Annotated in this window: 17 protein-coding genes; 11 read left to right on the top strand and 6 right to left on the bottom strand. The window is 59.7% G+C overall.

What is annotated here, in order from left to right; all coding sequences use genetic code 11:
* Positions 1-128: 128 nt before the first annotated feature.
* Positions 129-3,206: an autotransporter domain-containing protein gene (locus tag FHS81_RS09890; protein ID WP_183752480.1), complete on the bottom strand. Its 3,078-nt coding sequence runs from the start codon at positions 3,204-3,206 to the stop codon at positions 129-131.
* Positions 3,207-4,361: 1,155 nt separating this feature from the next.
* Between FHS81_RS09890 and FHS81_RS09895 the strand changes: the two genes are divergently transcribed.
* The 6 genes from FHS81_RS09895 to FHS81_RS09920 all read left to right on the top strand — a co-directional run bounded on the left by FHS81_RS09895 (position 4,362) and on the right by FHS81_RS09920 (position 10,895).
* A complete protein-coding gene (locus FHS81_RS09895) occupies positions 4,362-4,592 on the top strand; it encodes a hypothetical protein (protein WP_183752481.1) in 231 nt (76 codons plus the stop codon).
* 353 nt (positions 4,593-4,945) lie between these two features.
* Positions 4,946-5,896 (top strand): homocysteine S-methyltransferase family protein, encoded by a 951-nt coding sequence (locus FHS81_RS09900; protein ID WP_183752483.1) that lies wholly within the window; start codon positions 4,946-4,948, stop codon positions 5,894-5,896.
* A gap of 27 nt (positions 5,897-5,923) precedes the next feature.
* On the top strand, positions 5,924-7,468 hold the full coding sequence (locus FHS81_RS09905) for an ABC transporter substrate-binding protein (protein WP_210281625.1): 1,545 nt from the start codon (positions 5,924-5,926) through the stop codon (positions 7,466-7,468).
* Between the two features lie 36 nt (positions 7,469-7,504).
* Positions 7,505-8,503 (top strand): ABC transporter permease, encoded by a 999-nt coding sequence (locus FHS81_RS09910; RefSeq protein ID WP_183752484.1) that lies wholly within the window; start codon positions 7,505-7,507, stop codon positions 8,501-8,503.
* Entirely contained in the window at positions 8,500-9,315 is an 816-nt protein-coding gene (locus tag FHS81_RS09915) for an ABC transporter permease (RefSeq protein WP_183752485.1), read from the top strand. Before FHS81_RS09910 ends, FHS81_RS09915 begins: the two co-directional genes overlap by 4 nt.
* Positions 9,312-10,895: an ABC transporter ATP-binding protein gene (locus FHS81_RS09920; protein ID WP_183752486.1), complete on the top strand. Its 1,584-nt coding sequence runs from the start codon at positions 9,312-9,314 to the stop codon at positions 10,893-10,895. Before FHS81_RS09915 ends, FHS81_RS09920 begins: the two co-directional genes overlap by 4 nt.
* A 64-nt stretch (positions 10,896-10,959) precedes the next feature.
* Here FHS81_RS09920 and FHS81_RS09925 read toward each other — a convergent pair whose 3' ends face one another.
* Entirely contained in the window at positions 10,960-12,780 is a 1,821-nt protein-coding gene (locus FHS81_RS09925; protein ID WP_183752487.1) for a SwmB domain-containing protein, read from the bottom strand.
* A gap of 693 nt (positions 12,781-13,473) precedes the next feature.
* Here FHS81_RS09925 and FHS81_RS09930 point away from each other — a divergent pair.
* The 5 genes from FHS81_RS09930 (at position 13,474) to FHS81_RS09950 (ending at position 16,799) form a co-directional block, all read left to right on the top strand.
* Positions 13,474-14,061, top strand: coding sequence for an NAD(P)H-dependent oxidoreductase (locus tag FHS81_RS09930; RefSeq protein ID WP_183752488.1), 588 nt, complete (start codon positions 13,474-13,476; stop codon positions 14,059-14,061).
* A gap of 146 nt (positions 14,062-14,207) precedes the next feature.
* Positions 14,208-14,603 (top strand): VOC family protein, encoded by a 396-nt coding sequence (locus FHS81_RS09935; protein ID WP_183752489.1) that lies wholly within the window; start codon positions 14,208-14,210, stop codon positions 14,601-14,603.
* Positions 14,604-14,642: 39 nt separating this feature from the next.
* On the top strand, positions 14,643-15,320 hold the full coding sequence (locus FHS81_RS09940) for a type 1 glutamine amidotransferase domain-containing protein (RefSeq protein WP_183752490.1): 678 nt from the start codon (positions 14,643-14,645) through the stop codon (positions 15,318-15,320).
* A gap of 120 nt (positions 15,321-15,440) precedes the next feature.
* Complete coding sequence (locus FHS81_RS09945; protein WP_183752492.1) at positions 15,441-16,124, top strand: glutathione S-transferase family protein; 684 nt, start codon at positions 15,441-15,443, stop codon at positions 16,122-16,124.
* Between the two features lie 144 nt (positions 16,125-16,268).
* Positions 16,269-16,799: a TetR/AcrR family transcriptional regulator gene (locus FHS81_RS09950; RefSeq protein ID WP_246374960.1), complete on the top strand. Its 531-nt coding sequence runs from the start codon at positions 16,269-16,271 to the stop codon at positions 16,797-16,799.
* A gap of 43 nt (positions 16,800-16,842) precedes the next feature.
* Here the strand turns inward: FHS81_RS09950 and yddG are convergent, their stop codons facing one another.
* From yddG to FHS81_RS09970, 4 genes are all read right to left on the bottom strand, one after another.
* Positions 16,843-17,751, bottom strand: a complete 909-nt coding sequence (gene yddG / locus FHS81_RS09955) for an aromatic amino acid DMT transporter YddG (RefSeq protein ID WP_281374453.1) — start codon at positions 17,749-17,751, stop codon at positions 16,843-16,845.
* 153 nt (positions 17,752-17,904) lie between these two features.
* On the bottom strand, positions 17,905-19,407 hold the full coding sequence (locus FHS81_RS09960) for an aldehyde dehydrogenase (RefSeq protein WP_183752496.1): 1,503 nt from the start codon (positions 19,405-19,407) through the stop codon (positions 17,905-17,907).
* The gene (locus FHS81_RS09965; RefSeq protein ID WP_183752498.1) at positions 19,407-20,315 is read right to left on the bottom strand and encodes a dihydrodipicolinate synthase family protein; all 909 of its coding nucleotides are present in this window, start codon (positions 20,313-20,315) and stop codon (positions 19,407-19,409) included. Before FHS81_RS09965 ends, FHS81_RS09960 begins: the two co-directional genes overlap by 1 nt.
* A 69-nt stretch (positions 20,316-20,384) precedes the next feature.
* The gene (locus FHS81_RS09970; protein WP_210281626.1) at positions 20,385-21,695 is read right to left on the bottom strand and encodes an FAD-dependent oxidoreductase; all 1,311 of its coding nucleotides are present in this window, start codon (positions 21,693-21,695) and stop codon (positions 20,385-20,387) included.
* Between the last annotated feature and the right edge of the window lie 58 nt (positions 21,696-21,753).

Here is a 21,753-nt window from a genome sequence, read left to right on the forward strand (position 1 = left end):
TCATATGAAAGAACTGCCGGACATTTTCCGGTCCGGCCGGACCGGAAAATGTTGTCGTTGATTGATTTGACGCGTTGTCTTCGCGCAGACCTGTATCCGCTTGGCGATCTGTATCCACTTGGCGATCTTCAGAAGTTGACCGAGAAGCGGCCCTGAACGGCATTGCTCCGGCTTTTGGCGGCAAGCTGGCCGGCGTAGATGATGCCGAGACGGGTGTTCGCGTCGATCAGCCAATCGGCGCTGACATCCACCAGTGCGGTATCGCGGGCGATAGGTGCGCCGGTGATAAGGAACGTCGGCGAGTTGGTGAAGGCGAACCGTTCGGCAAGCCGCGGGGTGACCGTGCCGAAAGCATGCTGCCACGCCAGGCTGCCGCGCACCGTGAACGTGGCTTCGCCGGCCGTGAAGGTGCGGTTGGCGCGCAGGCCGAGCGTCGTCTTCAGATTGTCCTGCGTCCGGCTGGCTGCGGTGAGCGCGGTGACGCCGCCCGTTTCCGTGAAGCCGTCGAGCCGGAGCCGAACGTAGGCCAGACCGGCGAAGGGCTCCAGCTCGGCGCCTCCGGCGTTCAGCTTGTAGCCGAGTTCGCCGAAGAGCTGGCCGGTGCCGCCGCTGCGGCTGGCCGACAGGCTGTTTGCAAGCCCCGGCAGGAACGTGACGCGGGAGGTCGAGACGTCATGCCACGTGTAGCTGCCGGCGTAACGCAGGCCGATGGCGCCGAAGCGGTTGGCGCCATAGAGGCCGAGATCGTAGTTGTCGCTGTCGCCGGAACCCGATGTGTTGCGGAGCGAGAAGCTCGTCCGGTTGAAGCCGCCGACGATACCGACCCGCCAACCGGGCGACAACTCGCCATCATAACCGGCGAGGAAGCCGGCGGTCGAGCTGCTGACCGAGGCCGACGCGGCGCTGCGGTTCGTCGAGGCCCAGTTTCCGTAACCCTCGCCCCTGGCTGTGAACTGTCCTGCGGCAGGCGTCCCTGCGCCATGATTATTGATGTGCAGTCGGCCGAGAATCGCTTGCCGCAGGCTGGCTGACTGATTGGCGAGCACCGACGCCGTCGTGGCATGGATGTCGCCGGCGAGGCTGGCCAACGTACGCGGCGCCGAAGCCCTGTCCAGGGTGACGACGGACTGAAGCACCGGGTGCGAGTAAGGCAGGTAGGCGATGGCAAGGCCGACGGCGTTGGCGTTCGGCGAACCGCCGGCGGTGGACAGCGCCGCGGCATCCGGCGCCACCGACACGACGACCCCCCGGCCCGACACCGTTGCCGAGGCCGATACGAAGGGAGCGGGCGCGGTCACCGTGTGGAACGCGCCGGTGATCCCTCCTGCCGCGGTCAGCACTTCATAGCTGCCCAGTTCCACGCTGCCGCCGCCGGCTCTCGTCACTGTCAGGGTGCCGTCGAGGGCGGCGCTGCCGCCCACGGCAATCCGGCTGCCGACGCCGGCCGCTCCGGTTTCCGCCGTATACACGGACGTTCCTGCGAAAACGGCGTTTCCGATCACGGTCAAGGTGCCGAGGCCCGGCTGGAGTGTTCCCGCGTTATGCAGGTTGCCGGCGATGCGGCCGGCGCCGACAAGACGGCCGGCATTGTTCACGTTGCTCCGCACGAGGCCGGTATTGGTGAAGGCGCCGAGATTGCGCAGCGTGGCGTTGACGGAGGTGAAGGTGCCGGCGTTGGTGAGCACGGCGTCCCGCGCGACCGTGTAACCGCCCGCGCTGAGGAAGGCGGCGCCGGACGCGATGTGCAGATCGCCCGTCAGGGTGCCGGTGAGGCCCAGCGTACCTGCATCGACGCGGGTGCCGCCTGTATAGCTGTTGTCGCCGGCAAGAAGAAGCGTGCCCGTTCCCTTTTTGACGAGGCCGCCGGGGCCGGAAATATCGTTGTTCCACAAATCGAAGGCATGCAGGCCGCCCTTCGACGCATCCAGCGTCACCGTGACGGTGCTGTCGAGGCGGCCATAGCCGCCGTTCGCCGCGTAGGGGTTGAGCCGCGCCCATCCCGAGCCGTTGTCGAGCGGAACGCCCGAGGGGAGAGACGTGCTGGCCAGCACGTCACGGATCTGCGCATCGGACAGGTAAGGAAACCGCGACCGGAACAGCAGTTCGGCATTCTCCGGCACCACCGGCGCCAGCGTGGTGTCGCCCACGGAGGGCAGGCCATAGGTCAAATAATGCGTCGATTCGTTCCGCTCCGCGCGGTAGTCGGCGGCGGAGGGCACCGCGCCGCTCCTGATGCATGCTTCCAGATCCGCGCCGCAGGCGGCGTAGACCGGCGAAACGGCGCCGGCGCCGAGCGCCCCCACCAGCGCCTTGCGGTTGGCTTCGAAAGCGGCCGTGTAATTGGCCGAATAGTTGGGATCGTCCGCCATCGCGCGGGCGAGCGTTTGCAAGGCGACGACGCGCCCACCGATCACGTCCAGCCCGTAATGCATGCCGATGATGTTGCGGCTGAGGCCATATTGCTGCCCCGCGACCACCATGTCCTGCGCATAGGTGGGCAGTTGCATGGCGTAATAGAACGCGGTCATGAAGCCGCGCATGGAATGGCCGCTGGCGAACGAGGCCTCGGTCGTGTTCCTGGCCCATTCTTCCGCCTGCTGGATGTGGACCGCGGCGGCGGAGGTGCCGGCCGTCGTCCAGGGCTGGCTGCTGATGGCCGCCAGCCCGATGAAGGGCCGCGGATTGCCGACGTCATGGCCGGCCCCATATGCGGTGGCGTAAACCTTCTGCGCCGCGTAAAAGTCTTTCACCCGGCCGGAACGGAGCAGGGAGCCCGTGTTCCAGAGGTCACCGGCAATGGTGTTGGGCAGCGTGCCGGTCTCTCCCCACGCGGCCATCTGCCCGCTGATGGGGGTGTCGACCATGCTCCACAAATGGGCGGTGATGTCGCCATCGACGTTCTTGGCGGCGAGCAACCGCTTTTCCGGGGTGGAGGTCGTGTAGATCTGCGTGGTGACCGCGGCGTTCGCCTGAAGGAGCGCGCGGCCCTCCGCACTGCCCAGGTAGGTGCCGAAGGCGGAAACGGCCTGCACTTCGTCATTCGTCTGGATCGTCTTGCAGGCATCGGTGTTGCAGAATGTCATCTGCGCGGACGCGGGCGTCGCGGCAAAGACCAGGAGAAGTGCGGAAATTGAAACCCCGGCGGATGCCAAAACCGGAGATAGACGCGCCTGGCCGCGCTGCATGCATGCGACGCTGAGTTTCATCCCTGATCTCCTTGATAATAAAATTATTTTGCAAAAATAACTTACGAGAAGGTCATAATTGCGGATCGTTAAAATTTTTCAAAGCTTAAATATTCATTCAATGTAACAATCTCAATAAAGATGGCAACAATAAAAATTCATCAAAAATATATTTATTTAATATTAAATGAAATGCATAGAGGCGTGCGGAATTTTATTATTAATTTATAATTATTTTATATCATATCCCTTATTTAGCTTTTGTTGATGCGGTATTTTGTCGATTGAATCCGAAATACTTACTTGTGGGCCAGAAGAAGGCATAGGTTTTCCATCAATGGCAGACAGTGATGCCCCCGCTCAAGCGGGGGCAGTCAAGTGGCATCCTTTCTGCATGCGATCTGCCAGCATTCTGGAAGGTTATATATAAATATAAACCAGGTAATTTAATAAAATTATACATTAATAAAATTTAATATCGATTAATTTTGAATGTAATTTAATATATATAACTTATTTCCATTATTATATTTTGTTGATGTGTCAATGGATATTCAATTTGCATGGTGATGCGTTTCCGAAAAATGAATTTCATTGTCGATAATTGTGGTGTGTTATATTATGCGCGCTTTCGAGACGTTTTCCCTGATAACATTGCTGGACTCACGCCTTAGTGGGGGCAGGTCAGCTACGACACAAACGGGCCTGTACGGCCTTCTATTCCAGCGAGCCGTTTGGTGCCGTCACTGCGCTCCGAGCGCATATCCAATCCACGGCCTCCTCACTCGATGAGCCCCTGAAAACAATCTTGGCAGCAATTGCAGGCTCGAAAGCTCTCATTCTGGGCGGTCCCGTACTTTGACGATATGATACCCATCGTGCCCGAGCCATTTCGCCTGTACCGTAAAGCGCGTGGATGTTGCGGCCCACCGGGCGCACCTGTACTTTCGCTGGTTGCACTGGACACATTCAGGGGCGGGAGAGACGCCTGGGGGTACGTCACCATCCCCACGGGAGTTACCCGGCCATACGAATTGTCTCAGGCGTCTCGGGTGATATTATACATCGTAAGGTCGCCTGCTCAAGATTTCAGGCCGGTGCGTTCTTTCGTGACGCATTTGCGGCCAGTGCGTCTTTGCGGGGTTTTAGGGATAAGAGCCTCAAATGAGGCCCCCAATGATCCACGACAGCATCGTCAATCTTAAGGCATCGCCAATCGACCGCGATCCGGAATTGGCGACATTCATCGCCAGCCGCCTGGGCTTGCAAACAATCTCGCAGATTGCATCTGAGTGCCGAGAGAATTTTGGCTCGCAACGCGCGCCCAGCAAATCCGCCATCTACCGCTATTGGATCAGGCAACGTGCGACCAACCGCCGAAGTGCGCGTCCCTCTATATCCCCCTAAATCCGGGCAAATCCCAGATGCCCGTTCCAAGATAATTCGGAACATTCCCGTTTAAAGGTAATCTATCTAGAGCGGAACGCTTGTGCAGAACGGGAAAGACGCAACCGGATGCGCCTTGGCAAAGATGGCATGGGAGCGGGATAGGGAAAACAACGCAAACGGTTGCCACGCCTTAGACTTTGAGATGCTCGGCAGCCTATTTTTCTGTGGACCCCGCCCACAAAAAATAATGATTTATATAAAATTAATAGAAAAAATATTTTATGTTGCAATCTTATTAAGTTGGCTGCTATGCGCTCACACTTGATAATTCAGTATGAAGCTGCTTTTCAGGGACGCGGCTGACGGGAGTTATGGCATTGGCGACGCATATCACTATTCTGGACGGGGGCATGGGACGGGAATTGCTGCGCTCGGGCGCGCCGTTCCGTCAGCCGGAATGGTCCGCTCTGGCCCTCATCGAGGCGCCGGAGCATGTGCGCAGGGTTCATGAGTCTTTCATCAACGCCGGTGCGCAAGTCATCACGACCAACAGCTATGCCGTTGTGCCTTTCCATATCGGCGAACAGCGGTTTCGTGAACGCGGCCTTGAGCTTGTGCGCCTGGCGGGGACGCTTGCGCGCGAGGCCGCACAGACCGCGGATCGCCCTGTACGCGTCGCGGGGTCGCTGCCGCCGCTGTTCGGCTCTTATAGGCCCGATCTTTTCAACCCCGATGAAGCCCCTGCTCTGCTGTCCGTGCTCATTGAAGGGTTGTCGCCGCACGTTGATTTCTGGCTGGCGGAAACGCAGAGCGGAACTGCCGAGATACGCGCGGTGCGTGAGGCACTCGGGAATGACGAACGTCCGCTGTGGTTATCCTTCACACTTGACGACACCGGAGACGCGGAAGCTGTCGCAGCGGGACGTGAACCGCCGCGTCTTCGCTCGGGTGAGACGGTGACTGAAGCTGCCGCAGCGGCGGTTGAGGTCGGTGCATCCGCGCTTCTCTTCAACTGCAGCCAGGCGGAGATCATGGAAACAGCCGTTAAGGCGGCCGTGACCGCCCTGCATGCCGCTGATTCCCAGATCACCGTCGGTGTTTACGCCAATGCGTTTGTGCCTGAGCCTGACCCTGCCCTCAAGCGGCCAGCGAACGCGGGGCTGAGTGCGTTGAGAGAGGATCTCGATGCATCGGGTTACCTGCACTTTGCCCGGCGGTGGGTCGATGCCGGAGCCACGATCATAGGCGGCTGTTGTGGCATCGGGCCTGAGCATATTGCCGAATTGGCGTCCACCTTCAAATCTCACCCCGAAGCTGCCTGAACGGCATCGCCGCAAGGAACCAGTCTCATGACACGATCGATCTTGGGCAACATCAACCGCCGTACCCTGCTTCAGGGGGCTGGCATGCTGGCGGCAGCGGGGCTGATCGGCGTTGGCCCGGCACGGGCCGCGGAGCCGCGCAAGGGCGGACATCTCATCCTTGGCATCGACAATGCTTCAAGCGCCGACCGCATTGATCCTGCTTCCTATTACGAAAGCTATGCTTACTACGTCGGCCGCCAGATCTTCGACACGCTGACGGATCTGAATGAAGACGGCTCGTTGCGACCGGCACTTGCCGAATCCTGGGAGCCGCGCGACGGGGCCAGGACGTGGGTGTTCAAGCTGCGGAACGGCGTGCAGTTTCACAACGGCAAGGAGTTGACGCCAGAGGATGTGATCTACTCGATCAATCATCATCGCGGCGAAGACAGCAAGTCTGCCGGTAAAGGTTACCTGCTCAGCGTCAGCAAGATCGAGAAGACCGGCGATAACGAGGTCACGTTCACGCTTTCCGAGCCGAATGCCGACTTCTCTTATCTGCTGGGTGAAGTCTATTTCGGCATTTCGCCGGATGGCGCGAATTTCGATGACGGTATCGGGACCGGCCCCTTCATTCTGGAGGATTTCCAGCCGGGCGTGCGCACGCTGACACGCCGCAACCCCAATTACTGGGACAGCACGCGCGGTCACGTCGACTCGGTCGAGACCGTGGCTTACAACGACAGCACGGCAAGGGTGGCGGCGCTCATCAGCGGCGCGGTTCACTTCATCAACAATGTCGAACCGCGCATCGGTGAGCGAATCGCCTCCAACCCGGCGCTGGCGCTGCATCGCGAACCCGACAGGCGCATCATCCTGTTCGTGGGGCGGTCGGATCAGGGTCCGTTCCAGAACCCGGACGTCCGGCTAGCGCTTAAATATGCAATCGATCGGCAGCAGATTCTCAGTTCCGTTCTTCTGGACACGGGATCGGTCGCCTACGATAACCCGATTTTCCCGTCCAACCGTTACTTCGCCAGCGATCTGCCGAAGCGTCCTTACGATCCGGAGCGGGCGCTGCACCATTGGAAAAAGGCCGGCTATGATGGCAAGGTCGTGCTGTCTGCATCTGACGGGGCAACTTTTGCCGGCGCGCTCGACGCGGCGCAGCTTTATCAGGCATCCGCAGAGAAGGCTGGCATCCCCTTTGAGGTAGAGCGTGTGCCGGCTGATGGCTACTGGACGAACACGTGGCTCAAGAAGCCGTTCTTCCCGTCCCTCTGGGCCGCACGGCCGACTGCGGATGCAATGCTGTCGCTGATTTATCTTTCCGATGCACCGTGGAATGAGAGCGGCTGGAAGAATCCTGCCTTTGACCAGCTAGTGATTTCGGCCCGCGCCGAGCTGGACGAAGACAAGCGCAAGCAGCTGTACCACGATGCACAACAACTCATCGTGGAAGAAAACAGCTCCATCATTCCAGCCTATACCGATCTCATCAGCGCCAGCACAAGCAAGCTGCGGGGCTTCACTGTGATCCCAGGTCAGGTCGGACCGCGGACGGCTGCCACAAGCTGGTTCGAAAGCTGAGCGTGAAGGCAACAGCCGCGCACCGTTTATAGGCAGATGAGCAGTCGAGCTTTGATACCCCTGCGTTTTTCGGTGCGTGAGCACCCCATACTGAGTCTGGTCGCCGCACGAGTGGCGATCAGCATTCCGATTCTGTTTGTGGTTTCGATACTGATCTTCGCGGCGACGGAGGTTTTGCCGGGTGACGTTGCCTCTGCCGTGCTTGGCCAGTCCGCCACACCGTCAGCACTGGCTGCGCTGCGGGCGGAGTTCAACCTCGATCAGCCGGCCTATCTCCGTTATATCGACTGGCTATCCGGTGTGCTCGGCGGAGATCTCGGAACAAGCTTCACCAGCCGGCGAGACATTACTGAAACCATAAGCCTGCGGCTCGGCAACACGCTTGTTCTGGCTGCCGCAACCGCTATCGTAACGGTGCCTGCGGCTGTGTTTTTGGGCATCTTATCGGTTTATCGCCATAACGGGTTCCTCGATCGCGCGGTGAATGCCTTCACCCGTGCGACCGTGGCGCTGCCGGAGTTCTTCTCCGGTTATCTGCTGATTTTCGTTTTTGCGGTAACGCTCGGATGGCTGCCCAGTAGCGCCGCCGTATTTCGGGATATGAGCCCGGGTGCGCGGGCAGTGGCGCTCATCCTGCCTTGCATAACGCTGGCCCTGGCGGTGATTGGCCATATCACCACCATGACGCGGGCGGCTTTGCTCAACGTCATGTCCTCCCCCTATATCGAGATGGCCGAATTGAAGGGCCTGTCGCGCTGGACGATCATCCGCCGCCATGCGTTGCCGAATGCTGTGGGCCCGATTGCGAACGTCGTTGCCCTCAATCTTGCCTATCTGGTTGTGGGCGTGGTGGTCGTTGAATCGGTCTTCGTCTATCCGGGGATGGGGCAATATATGATCGATGCGGTGTTGCGACGCGATGTCCCCACGGTGCAAGCCTGCGGCCTGATTTTTTCCGTTGCGTACATCGTGGTCAACATGCTGGCGGATATCTTCGCCCTGATTGCCAATCCACGGCTGAGGCACCCGAAATGAGGCGCCTGCGCTCGCCGGCAACCGTGCTGGCGTATATCTTTCTCGGCCTCGTTTTTATCGCATCCGTCGGCGCGCCGTGGATTGCGCCTCACGGCGTGAGCGAGATCGTCGGCCGTGGCTGGGAGCCGCCATCCGCCAACGCGCTGTTCGGCACGGACACGGTGGGACGAGATCTGTTCTCGCGGCTCATCTGGGGCGCGCCGGTGACGATGGCGATTGCATTGTCAGCCACCCTCCTGGCCTTCCTGCTGGGTGGCGCGACAGGGATGCTGGCCGGCCTTTCGCGTGGCCGGTTCGGCATGCTTCTCGACCGGATGAACGACGTGCTGATTTCATTGCCGACCCTGATTTCAGCGCTGGTGCTGTTATCTGTGCTGCCGCGGAACACATTTATTCTTGTGGCGGTGATTGGTCTGCTGGAATCGACCCGTGTTTTTCGTGTCAGCCGCGCGTTGGCTGCCGAACTTGGCGCCATGGAGTTTGTGGAGGTCGCGCGGTTGCGCGGCGAGAACCTCTTCTGGATCATTCGAGCCGAGGTGCTGCCGAATGCGTTGACGCCTCTGCTGGCCGAGTTTGGCCTGCGCTTTACGCTTGCTGTGATTTTCTTGTCGACGCTGTCTTTTCTCGGGCTGGGGATTCAGCCGCCTGCCGTGGACTGGGGCAGCCTCGTGCGCGAAAATAAGGACGGTATCGTCTTTTCCGTTGGCGCTGCGCTTATTCCCGGCGCTGCAATCGCGCTGCTCGCCATCTCGGTGAATCTGGTCGTGGATCGGCTGCTTGAGCGCAGCGCAGCAACGCGGAGCGGTCGATGAACGACGCCCCCCTTCTCGATATACGGGCGCTGTCAATCACCGCGCGGAGCGCCTCGGGGCCGATCCGGCTGATCGATGATGTGTCACTGACATTGGCGCGCGGGCAGGTTCTGGGCTTGATCGGAGAGTCAGGAGCTGGAAAATCCACGATCGGTTTTGCCGCTCTTGGATATCTCCGTCCGGGCCTTCAGGTGACTGGCGGAGAGGTGCGCATCGACGGACGCGACATACTTGCGCTTTCCGCGCAAGACCGAAGCCGTTTGCGCGGAGCCCGGCTTGCTTATGTCGCCCAATCGGCGACGGCTGCTTTCAATCCGGCGCACCGGCTTGGCGATCAGGTGGTGGAGGCGGCGCTTGCTTTTAACCGGCTTGATCGCTCCAAGGCGAAAAAGCGCGCGAGAGACCTGTTCGCGATGCTTGAGCTGCCGAGCCCGAACACCTTTGGCGAGCGGTTTCCCCATCAGGTTTCGGGCGGTCAGTTGCAAAGGGCCATGATCGCCATGGCTATGTGCACCGATCCGGAGCTGATCGTTTTCGATGAGCCCACGACAGCACTTGACGTCACCACACAGGACGAGGTGCTGAAAGCCATCCGCAACGTGATTGCCGCAAGCGGCGCAGGCGCGCTTTATATCAGCCACGATCTTGCTGTTGTGGCACGTGTTGCTGACGAAATTCTTGTGCTGCGGCATGGCCGCGCCGTTGAACACGGTGCGACGAGAGCCGTTATCGATACCCCACGCGAGGCTTACACAAAGGCGCTTCTCGATGTTGCGCGCCGGGGCGGGTCAAGGTCGCCGGAGGCCGGCAGCACACCGTCGCTTCTTTCGATAGAGGGCATCACGGCGGCTTACCGGCATGGCGGTACGATTTTGCACGACGTATCGCTGTCGCTTCCCGAAGCGCGAACACTTGCCGTGGTGGGCGAGTCCGGATCGGGAAAATCCACTCTGGGCAGAGTCGTCAATGGCCTTCTGCCGCCACAGGCTGGCACCGTTTCCTTTCAGGGAAGGACGCTTGCGGCCAGTCTCGACAAACGCTCGCGCAATGATCGGCGCGAGATTCAAACCATCCATCAAAGTCCCGATGCCGCGCTCAACCCACGTCAGACCGTTGGCAGTATTCTGGTAAGACCGCTCGGTTTTTATTTCGGCATGACGGGCAAGCGGAAGCAGGCCCGCATCAACGAGCTACTGACACAGGTGGAACTCGATCCGGCGCTCGCGAAGCGCTACCCGGCAGAGCTTTCCGGCGGGCAGAAGCAGCGCGTTTGCATAGCACGCGCCCTCGCCGCCGAGCCCAGGCTCATTATTTGCGACGAACCGACTTCCGCGCTCGACCCGCTCGTGGCCGATGGCATATTGCGGCTGCTGCGCGAGTTACAGGAGAGCCGCGGCCTGTCCTATCTTTTCATCACCCACGATATTGCCACCGTCCGCGCCTTTGCCCACGAGGTCGCCGTCATGCATCTGGGACGCGTGGTGAGGCAGGGCACGGTAGCCAAAGCGCTGTCCCCGCCCTTCGACGACTATACCGGCCGATTGCTGGCCGCAGTGCCGACGCTTGATAACGTGAGCTGACAAGCGCCCGGAAAAGCAGAAGCGGGCCGAAAGGCCCGCCCCCTTTTCAGGTTCTGGATTGATCTCAGACGTTGTTGACGTCGTGGATCTCACGGCCTTCGTAGATGCCGTATTGCAGGTAGTGCGTCAGCGGGTTGATGCCGGCGGCAGCAATGTCAGCGTTGTTGTCCAGATAGGCCTGCGTATCGAACTCGGACGATGCCGCACGGCCTTCGCGCCAGCCAAAGCTGTTGTAGTGCTCCAGCGGATCGATGCCGGCAGCCGCAACGTCTGCGTTCGCGGCCAGGTAGTCTGCCGGATCGAAGAGCGTGTTGGCCGAACGGCCTTCCTTGAAGCCGAACTCGGCGAAGTGCGTGCGGGCGTCGATGCCTGCCGCCGCGATGTCGGCGTTCGAGAGCAGGTAGTGCTGCGCGTCGAAGCCGTCGGCTGCGATGGTCTCGCCGACTGCCTCGTAAGCCTTGCGGCCTTCCGCACGACCGGACTGGAGGTAGTGCTCCAGCGCATTGATGCCGGCAGCCGCGACATCCGCGTTGTTCTGCAGATACAGGCGGACATCGAAGTTGGCCGATGTATCGCGTCCCTCAGCAGCACCGGCATTGATGAAGTGCTCCAGCGCACCCACACCGGCTGCCGCGACATCCTTGTTCACGGCCAGATAGCCGCTGACGTCGAAGAAGGCGTTGGGATCGCGGCCTTCGGAAGCGCCGTGCTGGAGGAAGTGCTCGGACGAACCCACGCCGGCCTTGAAGATGTCGAGGTTGTTGAGGGCGTAGAACACCGGATCGAACAGACCGGAGTGCGAGGTCAGGTCGATCGAACCGTCCTTGAACACCAGCTTGGTGAAACCGACGAGATGGTCTGACACCGCGCCGCCTTCGTTGATGCTGATGTGCGTGCCGTTGTGCTCCAGAGCATAATCGGCAAGGCTCTTGGCGAGCGTCACGGTCTTACCGCCTTCCGGCGCAGTAATGACGTCAAACTTGTCATCCGCTCCGGCCTCGGTCGGCTGCGTAGGCTCGCTGGGCTGCGTCGGTTCACTTGGCTGCGTAGGCTCGCTCGGCTGCGTAGGCTCGCTTGGCTGCGTGGGCTCGCTCGGCTGCGTCGGTTCACTTGGCTGCGTGGGCTCGCTCGGCTGCGTGGGTTCGCTCGGCTGCGTGGGTTCGCTCGGCTCAAACGGTATTGGTCCGTATAATACGTCGTTTTTCACCCCCCTCTCTGGCAGTGAAGCGGCGTCGTTACCCGAGAGATCCTGGATCGCAGAGTTGCGGATGCCCGCATCCGGCTCCGGCGCCGCATAGGAGACCGTCACCGACTGCCCCTTGGTGATCGGAGTCGCCAGCGTCAGATACACCGTACTTTGGGAAACCCGCACCTCGCTCACGGCGACGGGGGAGTTGTCCACCTTCACCACGAAGTCAGCGGCATCGGCCGTGATGGTGTGAAGGAGCGCGTTATAGTGCAGCAAGATGCTCTCGCCGACCAAGTCGGTCATCGCCGTCACCAGCGTCGGAGCCGTTGTGTCGGCAGCGATGGTGCTGTTGTTGCTCACGTTCGTCTCTGGCAGTGAAGCGGCGTCGTTACCCAGGAGATCCTGGATCGCAGGGTTGCCGACGCTCGCATCCGGCTTCGGCGCCGTATAGGAGACCGTCACCGACTGCCCCTTGGTGATCGTAGTGTGCAGTAGCAGATCAACTGTATTAGGGATATTCTCGTTTCCATTCCAGTAAGGGCGGTACCACATGGCAACGGGGACCCCGTTCACCTTTACCTCGAAGGCCTCCGTGCTGAGGTAGTTGCCATCAATAAGCAGTGCTTCGTTGTAAGAGAGGATGACTTTACCGCCATCGGCGCTAACTTCGGCAGATTGAAAAACCGGACTTGCCATAAGAAATTCTCCTCGAAGAATCTGAAACAGAAATAGGCTCTATTTCCCTGAATGAACAAACGCGAGATTCTGCTCAAATAAACAGTGGTAGAGCGCTCAACGACACAACATTATTAACGGCGCCACTTCCTGGTTTACTGCCAGGCAGGCTTTCAGCACATCATGTGACGAATTGACGACAGATATGTCACATCTGTCCGCCCCTGTCTACCCCCGCATATGAAAAGGGCGAGCCTTCCGGCCCGCCCCTCCCTGTATTGTACTGTACTTCCGATCCCATGCCGCAGCACATCTCGAGCACAGCCAACCCGCCTTTTGCCTGATGCAGCATGCCCCCTTGATCTGCGCTTCAGAGAAACGGCATCCCAAATCACGGTAGCGTGGATCTGCTTCCTGACGCCTGACTATCCATGACCAAAGCCTCAGCCCACTTGACTATCTACCGATAGTAAGTTACTTAAAGTATATAACGATGAACGGCTATCGGATGGTCTCGGTTCAACCACCATCCTCCAGCCAGCGAATGAAGCAGTACGGTGGGTCGCAACCTTCACCCAGCCCGCCGTCAGCGTCTATCAGAACCACCTTGTCGCGTGCCGCACGGCAGCAGGAGCTGACAGGTATTACGATCCTGCCGCTGGTGGGCGCTGCGCCCCGCTTGCAGCGATTTGACAACAGGACATCGAGGCCCCCATGCATGCTCTCATCGTCATTTCTCATCCCAATACGGATTCACTCACCCATGCGCTGGCGGCCGAGGTTGCGCGCGGCATCGCCGACGCCGGCGGGGAGCACACGGTTGAGTTCGCGGACCTTGCTGCCGAAGGGTTCAATCCGTCATTCAACGCGCAGGACCATGCCTATATCGAAGGCAAGGCCGAATTGCCCACGGACGTTGCTGCTGAAATAGAGCGGATCGAGCGGGCCAACGCGGTTATCCTTGTCTATCCTGTGTACTGGTGGTCGTTTCCCGCTTTGCTCAAGGGCTGGATTGATCGCGTATTTACCTATCGCTGGGCGTATGGTGACGGCGGCGCGGACGAGCCGGTTGGGCAGCTTGAACGGTTCCGGTTTCATCTGATCGGCAACGGCGCGTCGAGCATCCGCACCTACGCACGGCGCGGCTACTGGGGCGCGATGCGAACGCAGATCGATCAGGGAATATTCGACTACTGCGGCGCCAAGGTCGTCACATCGGAGATTCTGTCAACCTCGGAGCCAGGGTTTCCCGAAAGCCATCTGGAAACTGCACGCAAGATCGGACGCGGCATTTTCGTGTAAAATATCGCCCTGCTTCGTGCGATGTTCTATCTCTGGATCACCGGACAGGAGACCTGCGGTTCAGCAGACAGTCACCGATCTGCGGATAAGAAAAGGTGGTTGGAGCCTTAGCTCCGACTCTCAGTATGCTCTGATGGAGACAATAGATGGCCAAGATTATTCACAGCATGATCCGCGTTCTCAATGAGGAACGTTCCGTTGCTTTCTACAAGGAGGCATTCGGGCTGGAAGTCGCAGATCGTGTTGAGTTCGATGATTTCGTTCTGGTCTACCTGTCCAACGGTGAGTCCGGGCAAGAGCTGGAACTGACGATCAATAAGGGTCGCCAGGAGCCGTATGAAATCGGCGACGGCTATGGCCACCTTGCTCTCTCGGTCGACGACCTCGATGCGGAACACGCACGGTTCGAAGCGGCCGGTCTGGCGCCGCGCAAACTGGTCGATTTCAAGCACGACGGCAAGACCCTCGGGCGCTTCTTCTTCGTCGCCGATCCCGATGGTTACAACATCGAAGTGCTTCAACGCGGCGGGCGCTACCTCTGACGCTCTGACCTAAACCCCGCATTTCCGAACGGACTGATCATGAACATTCTCATCGTGCTGACATCTCACGACAAGTTCGGCGACACAGGCAAGCCGACAGGCTTCTGGTTCGAGGAACTTGCGGCCCCCTACTACACGTTCCTTGATGCCGGCGCCAAAGTGACGCTGGCCTCTCCTGCCGGCGGGGCCGCGCCGCTCGATCCAGCAAGCAACGAGCCCGCTTTTCAGACAGATTTCACGCGTCGTTTCGAGGCCGATGCCGATGCAACGAAAGCCGTTGCCAACACGCGCAAGCTTTCCGATGTCGATGTCGCCGATTATGACGCCGTTTTCTATCCTGGCGGCTACGGTCCACTGTGGGATCTGGTGAGCGACGCAGCGTCACTCGCGCTGATCGAAGCGGCGGCGCGTGCGGGCAAGCCGATCGGCGCGGTCTGTCACGCTTCGGCCGTTTTACGTGATGCCAAGACGCCCGACGGCAAGCCGCTGATCCAGGGTCGCAAGGTTGCAGGGTTCACGAATGCCGAGGAAGAGGCACTGGGCCTCACCGCTGTCGTACCCTTTTCGGTGGAAGATGCGCTGAAACAAAAGGGTGGCGATTATTCCAGCGCCGGCAATTTCGAGGCCCATGTTGTGACCGACGGACTGCTCGTCACCGGCCAGAACCCCGCCTCTGCGGCGCCCGCCGCAAAAGCGTTGCTCGCGCTCATCAATTAAGTCCTCCGACTTTTGAGCGATTGCCGACCGGTCAGATCATGCATCTGACCGGAACGCGCTCTCACGTCCTCGCCCGGCGCGTTCCGGGCTTATCGCCCCATGAAAACCGGAGTTAAAACCATGTCCGATACCAACCTCACGCTTTACAGCCTCAACATCTGCCCGTTCGTGCAGCGCGCTGTGATTACGCTGCTTGAAAAGGGCGTGCCTTTCGAGCGGGTTTACATTGACCTGTCGAACAAGCCGGAATCATTCCTCGCGATCTCGCCGCTGGGCAATGTGCCGGTGCTGGGCGTTCGCCAGCCGGATGGCAGCGAAGTGGCGATTTTCGAGAGCGTGGTCATCTGCGAATATCTGGAAGAGACCCAGCCCGGCCGCAAGCTGCACCCTGCTGACCCGCTGGCACGCGCGCGCCATCGGGCATGGATCGAATATGCATCGTCCATCATTTCCGGCGTTGTCGGCATCGAGCGGGCTGCTGACGAGGAAGCGTTGATTACCAATGGCAAGAAGCTGGCGGAACGCTTTGCCCGGATCGAGAAGCAGCTTGGTGGCGGCCCCTACTTCGACGGTGCGGAATTCAGCCTCGTCGACGCGGTTTATGCGCCAATCTTCCGCTATTTCGATGTATTCGAGTCCTTCCGTGATCTGGGCGTTTTCGATAATCTTCCGAAGGTCTCGGCGTGGCGCAAGGCACTGGCCGAGCGTCCAAGCGTGAAGGATGCCGTTACCGCAGACTTCCGTGAGGAGCTGATCAAGTATCTGGAAGAGCGCAAATCGCACTTGGTCAAGACAGGAAATTGAACATCGGGATGATGAACTGATATGGCGACCCGTTTGTATTCAGCCGGAGCTTCCGGAGGATCTCCGGCTGATAATCCCCTCTCAGGCGTCAGCGACCCGTCGCCGCGTAGACGCCTGACGCGGGAGCAGCGGCTGGCGCAGCTTATGGAAGTATCCTGGCAGCTTGTCCGCCACGAAGGAACGGACGCGTTGACATTGGGACGCCTTGCCGAAGCGGCGGGCGTCACCAAGCCCGTCGTCTACGATCACTTTGGCACACGGCACGGCCTGCTCGCGGCGCTCTACCGCAATTTCGACAAACGGCAGGCTCTCATTCTCGATGCGGCACTCGCGGCAAGTGAGCCGGATCTGGAGAGCAAAGCGCACGTTATAGCTGCAAATTACATTGGCTGCGTGCTGGCAGAAGGCCGTGAACTGCCGGACGTGCTTGCTGCCCTCAGCGCATCTCCGGAATTGGCGGCGATCAAGAAAGAATGCCAACAGTCCTACATCGCCAAGTGTCTGAAGGTTCTGTCGCCCTTCACCCCGACAAAGCCCCTCTCCAAAGCGGCGTTGTGGGCGATGCTCGGCGCTGCGGACGCGCTGTCCAACGCGGTCTTCACCGGCGATATATCCGAGGCGGATGCCTATAGTGAATTACGCGGGCTGATAATCGCCATGGTCGGGCGCGCATAACGCGCCTGTACCCGGGACGATCAGCCAGCGGGCACATTGCTGCTCACTCGCGCCGTCCGCGTGTCGCCAGCCAGCAGATGACGGACCCGACGCAAACCATGCCCGCCCCCTGCCAGAACGACAGTGACAGCGGCGTGTTCAGCACCAGCGCTGCCAGCGCGGCAGAGAGAACCGGCGTGAAATACGATACGCCGGCCAGTATCGTCACGTTGCCATGCAAAATGCCGACATTCCACGCCGCATAACCGAAGCCCATCGCCCCGCCTGCAAGCGCCAGCATCATCAAGGCATGATAGCTGAACTCAAGCGTATTCACGCCGTCGATAGAGTATTTTACCCATAGTGCCAGCGCAGTCAGCATGAAAAACAGCGTCACGCCATTCTTGCCTGACGCCATTCTGGCCGTGACGATACTATAAGCTGCCCAAATAACCGCACCGGAGAAAGCGAGGCCATAGCTGAGAGGGTTATCCTTGACGTTCTCCATCAAAATCAGCGGATCTATGCCCTTGTCACCGCCCAAGACCCAGGCAATTCCCAGCAATGACAGGATAACGCCGGGAAAAATCAGGATATTGGCTTTCTGCCCGTTGAACAGGATGGCGGCGATGATGATGAATGTCGGCCATAGATAATTGACCATGCCGATTTCAATCGCCTGCTGCGAATTGTTCGCGTAGCCCAGCGAAAGCGACAGGCACAACTCATAAGCAACGAACAGGATACTTCCCCAGAACAGGTAACGCCTGGGAAACTCGCTCAACTTCGGGAAACCGACAGTAAAAACAAGCAGGATCGAGCCAACCGTATAAATCAGAGCGGCACCGCCTGTTGCGCCGAAGCTTTCGGAAACGATTCGGATCAGCCCGACAATCGAACTCCACAGCAGGATTGCTATCAGTCCGATGAGGGTCGCTCTGGTCCTGCTCATGGCGCTAACGGAATTGCTCATGCTGATTGGTCCGGCTCTTGGAAAAACAACGCAGTGGAAACAGAGCAGCTTGCGCTCAAATCGAATTGTCGAATTGAACACAAGCTGCGTGATGTCAATAATCTGCCGCCCTGTCCCCGCTTTGGCGGAGGAAGGGCGGTTTATGCTTTGTCATCAGTGACCGGATGCCGATACATCAATCCAGATCGTCTTGAGTTCGGTGTATTGGTCGTGCGCCCAGATGGACTTGTCGCGACCGCCGAACCCGGACTCCTTGAAGCCGCCGAAGGGCGTGGTGACATCGCCTTCGCCGAAGCAATTGACTGTCACGACTCCGGCGCGGATTTCACGCCCCAGTCGAATGGCATTGTTCAGGTTGCTCGTGTACACCGCAGCGGCCAAACCGTAAACGGTGTCGTTGGCCAGGGCGATGGCTTCGCCGATGTCCGTGAATGTCGTGACAGCCAGAACCGGGCCGAAAACCTCTTCGCGGAAGAGATTGTTATCCGGCTTTACGCCATCGATCACGGTCGGCTCGACGAAAATATCGTTTTCGGTTTTGCCGCCGAAAGCGATATTCAGATTGTCGGCCTGCGCCTGCTCGATGAAGGAACGCACCTTCTCGAAGTGCCCCTTGCCGGACAGCGAGCCAAGACGGTTCTCGGGGTCGAGGGGATCGCCCATCTTCCAGTCACGCAGATGCACGCCGATGCGCTCCAGCAGCGCATCCTTGATGTCGGCATGCACGATCAGTCGCGATGACGCCGAGCAGTTCTGGCCCATATTCCAGAACGCTCCGCTGACAATGTGCCCGGCAACGGCATCGAGATCCTCAACGTCGTTCAACACGACAGCCGGATTTTTGCCACCGCATTCCAGCACAACGTGCTTGAGGTTCGACTCGGCGGCATACTGCAAGAACAGCCGGCCGGTTTCCGTCGATCCGGTGAAGCTGACCATCGCAACATCCGGGTGCCGGCCCAAAGGCGCGCCGACATCCCTGCCCCCGCCCGTGACGACGCTGAGGACACCTGCCGGCACGCCGGCCTCATGCGCGAATTCCGCCAGACGAAGGGCTGTGAGGCTGGTTTCCTTCGCCGGCTTCACGACGACGGAACACCCTGCCGCAAGCGACGGCCCGATCTTCCACGCCAGCATCAGCAACGGGAAGTTCCAGGGCAGCACCAAACCGACCACGCCGATAGGCTCACGCACCACCAGAGCGACGGTATCCGACCCAACAGGGGCCGTGCTGTCGTAGATCTTGTCGATCAACTCGGCATGCCAGCGGAGAGTGTGGATGGTTTCGGGAACGTCGGTATTCTGACACTCCCTGATTGGCTTGCCGCTGTCGAGGCTTTCCAGCACCGCGAGTTCATGGGCGTTTTGCTCCAGCAGATCGGCAAAACGCAGCAGAACGGCTTTGCGCTCGGACGGAGAACGCCGACGCCAGCGCCCATCCTCGAAAGCAGCCTTTGCCGCTGCTACCGCAAAATCGACGTCCGCGGCATTGCAGGCCGCGACCTTCGCCAGAACCTTGCCGGTTGCGGGATCGATAGTCTCAAACGTTTCACCGGATGACGACGGCCTGAAGCCGCCGTCGATGAACGCCTGTGTCGGGAACTCGATCTTTTTGGCAATGGCCGCATATTCTTCTGCTGTCAGAAGCTGGGTCATCAGACGGTCTCCCCGGTGATGGCGGAAACTTCGCGCTTGAGTTCGGTCACGATGGTCTTGAGCGCATCCCGTTCGGTCTCATCAAGCGGCTGGAGCGGCGCGCGCACGCCGCCGGTTTTCAAGCCGGCCAACTCACTGCCAACCTTGATGGACTGCACGAACTTTCCGCCTTCGAGGAAGTCCATCAGCGGCAGCAGCGCAGACATGATCGCCCGGGCCTTGTCGAAGTTCTTTTCCACGACAGCCGCCTCATAGAGAGCGACGTGCTCGCGCGGAATGAAATTCGAACCGGCGCACACCCAGCTCCGCGCGCCCCACGCGAAGAATTCCAGCGCCTGGTCGTCCCAGCCGCAGGAGATGCCGATATCCGGAAACTCGCGCGCCAGCAGATGCAACTGCGACGTGAGACCGGAGCTTTCCTTGATGGCGACGAAGTTTTTCGATGCCGCGGTAACGGTGCGGAAAAACTCCCGCCCCATCAACACACCCATACGCGCGGGGTAGTTGTAGAGCATGATGGGAAGGCCGGCGGCCTTGTCGACGGCCAGTGCATGGGCCGCGTTTTCCTGCTCCGTCGGCAGCGCATAGGGCGGCGACGAAACGAGGATGGCGTCGGCCTTGATCTCCTTGGCGGCCTTGGCGAATTCAACCGAGTCTTCCGTACGCACAGCGCCCGTGCCGACGATCAGCGGCAGACGGGTGCCAATGACCTCGCGCGCCTTCGCAGAAAGATCGAACCGCTCCTGCGCGGTCTGTGCATAGTATTCGCCCGTCGACCCGCCAATGATGATGCCGTGGACTTTTGCGTCGATCAGATATTCCAGGACATCAGCAAAAGCAGCGTTATCAATCTGGCCTTCCGCCGTCAGCGGCGTAATTGCGGGAGTGTAAATTCCGTTGAACGTCATGATGACTTCTCCTTGAACTTTCAAAAATTGAGCGTGAACAGACGCCACGAGCGGCCGCAGGCCATGCCGTTAGCTTTCCAGGCCCGCGCGGTATTGCCCCCATGCGAGGTTGGCGTTGACGCCGATTGACAGGAAAGGCTCCGGGGGAGTTTTGTTCGGCCCCGGCGATGCCAGCAGCATGTCGATGAGATCGTTCCGCTGACCGGCAAGCCAATCCGCCAACAGCGTGCCGGTGACCGTGCCACGGGTGATACCCAGCCCGTTGCAACACAATGCACCGTAGACATTTGGAGCAAGCTGGCCGAAAAACCCCTCGTGATTACGCGACATCGCCAGCGATCCGCTCCACGTATACTCAAAGTCTACATCGCGGAGCACCGGGAACCGGCGCTCGAAAGATGTCCGATGGTTCCTGACAAAGCGATCCAGATACTTCTGCCGTGGGCGGCCGTCCGGATTGAAACTGAAACTGTTCCGGATCAGGATGCGATTGTCATGCGTGCGGCGTACAGTGGTGCCGTAAGTATCAGCGGGGATGACGCCCCAGAACGACTTGCCCCCCAAACTCTCCTGTTCGGCCTCGCTCAATGGACGAGTGAGGCTGGCGTAGAGAAAAATGGGCAGCATTCGACCTTGCAGAAAACCGAAGCGCCCGCCAAACGCATTGTTAGCCAGCACGAGTTTATCGGTGGTGATGCGGCCTTTGCTATGCTGCAGCACTGTCTTGTCGCCGTATCCCACTTGACTGATGGGCGTATTTTCATACAGCGTGACATTTGACGGCAAAGTATCCGCCAGCCCTTTGACCAGCGCCGACGGCTGGAGCAAAAGCGTGCCGGGCGTGTACAGCGCCTTGCGATAGAAGGATGTGCCGATATGCTCCGGCAGATCCTTGCCTTCGATGATTTCGGACGCCTCGCCAAGTTTGTCCAGCCCGCGCCGGTAGGCATCGAGCACAGCGATGCCGCGATCCTCCACCGCCGCCTGATACTTGCCGGACGGACGCAGAGCGCAATCGATCTGGTTCTGCTCCACGGTCGAGCGCAGAATCGATTGCCCCGTGCGATTAAGCTTCAGCGCCATCTTGGCGGTGGCGACGTCACCGATGTAATCCTCCGCGCCGATATCGTGCGGCAGATCGATGGCAAACCCGGCGTTGCGGCCTGACGTGCCGAAGCCGACTTCCTGCGCCTCGACCAGCACGATTTCGTCATCCGGAAAATTCAGAGCCAGTTGCCGGGCAGCGGCAAGCCCGGTCAACCCCGCTCCAACCACTGTCCATCGGGCCTGTGTCTCGCCCGTGTGCGCAGGCCGGGGCTGGCGGGTGCGGCTGGTATGATACCAGCCGCATGCAGCATCATCCGCCGGAAGCGAAGTCACGTTTTGCATTTTTATCCCACACTCTCAGAGCGCTATTGCAGAGCGGTATTGCAGAGCA

It is taken from the genome of Pseudochelatococcus contaminans (assembly GCF_014195635.1).
In the GTDB taxonomy this organism is placed as follows: Bacteria; Pseudomonadota; Alphaproteobacteria; order Rhizobiales; family Beijerinckiaceae; genus Pseudochelatococcus; species Pseudochelatococcus contaminans.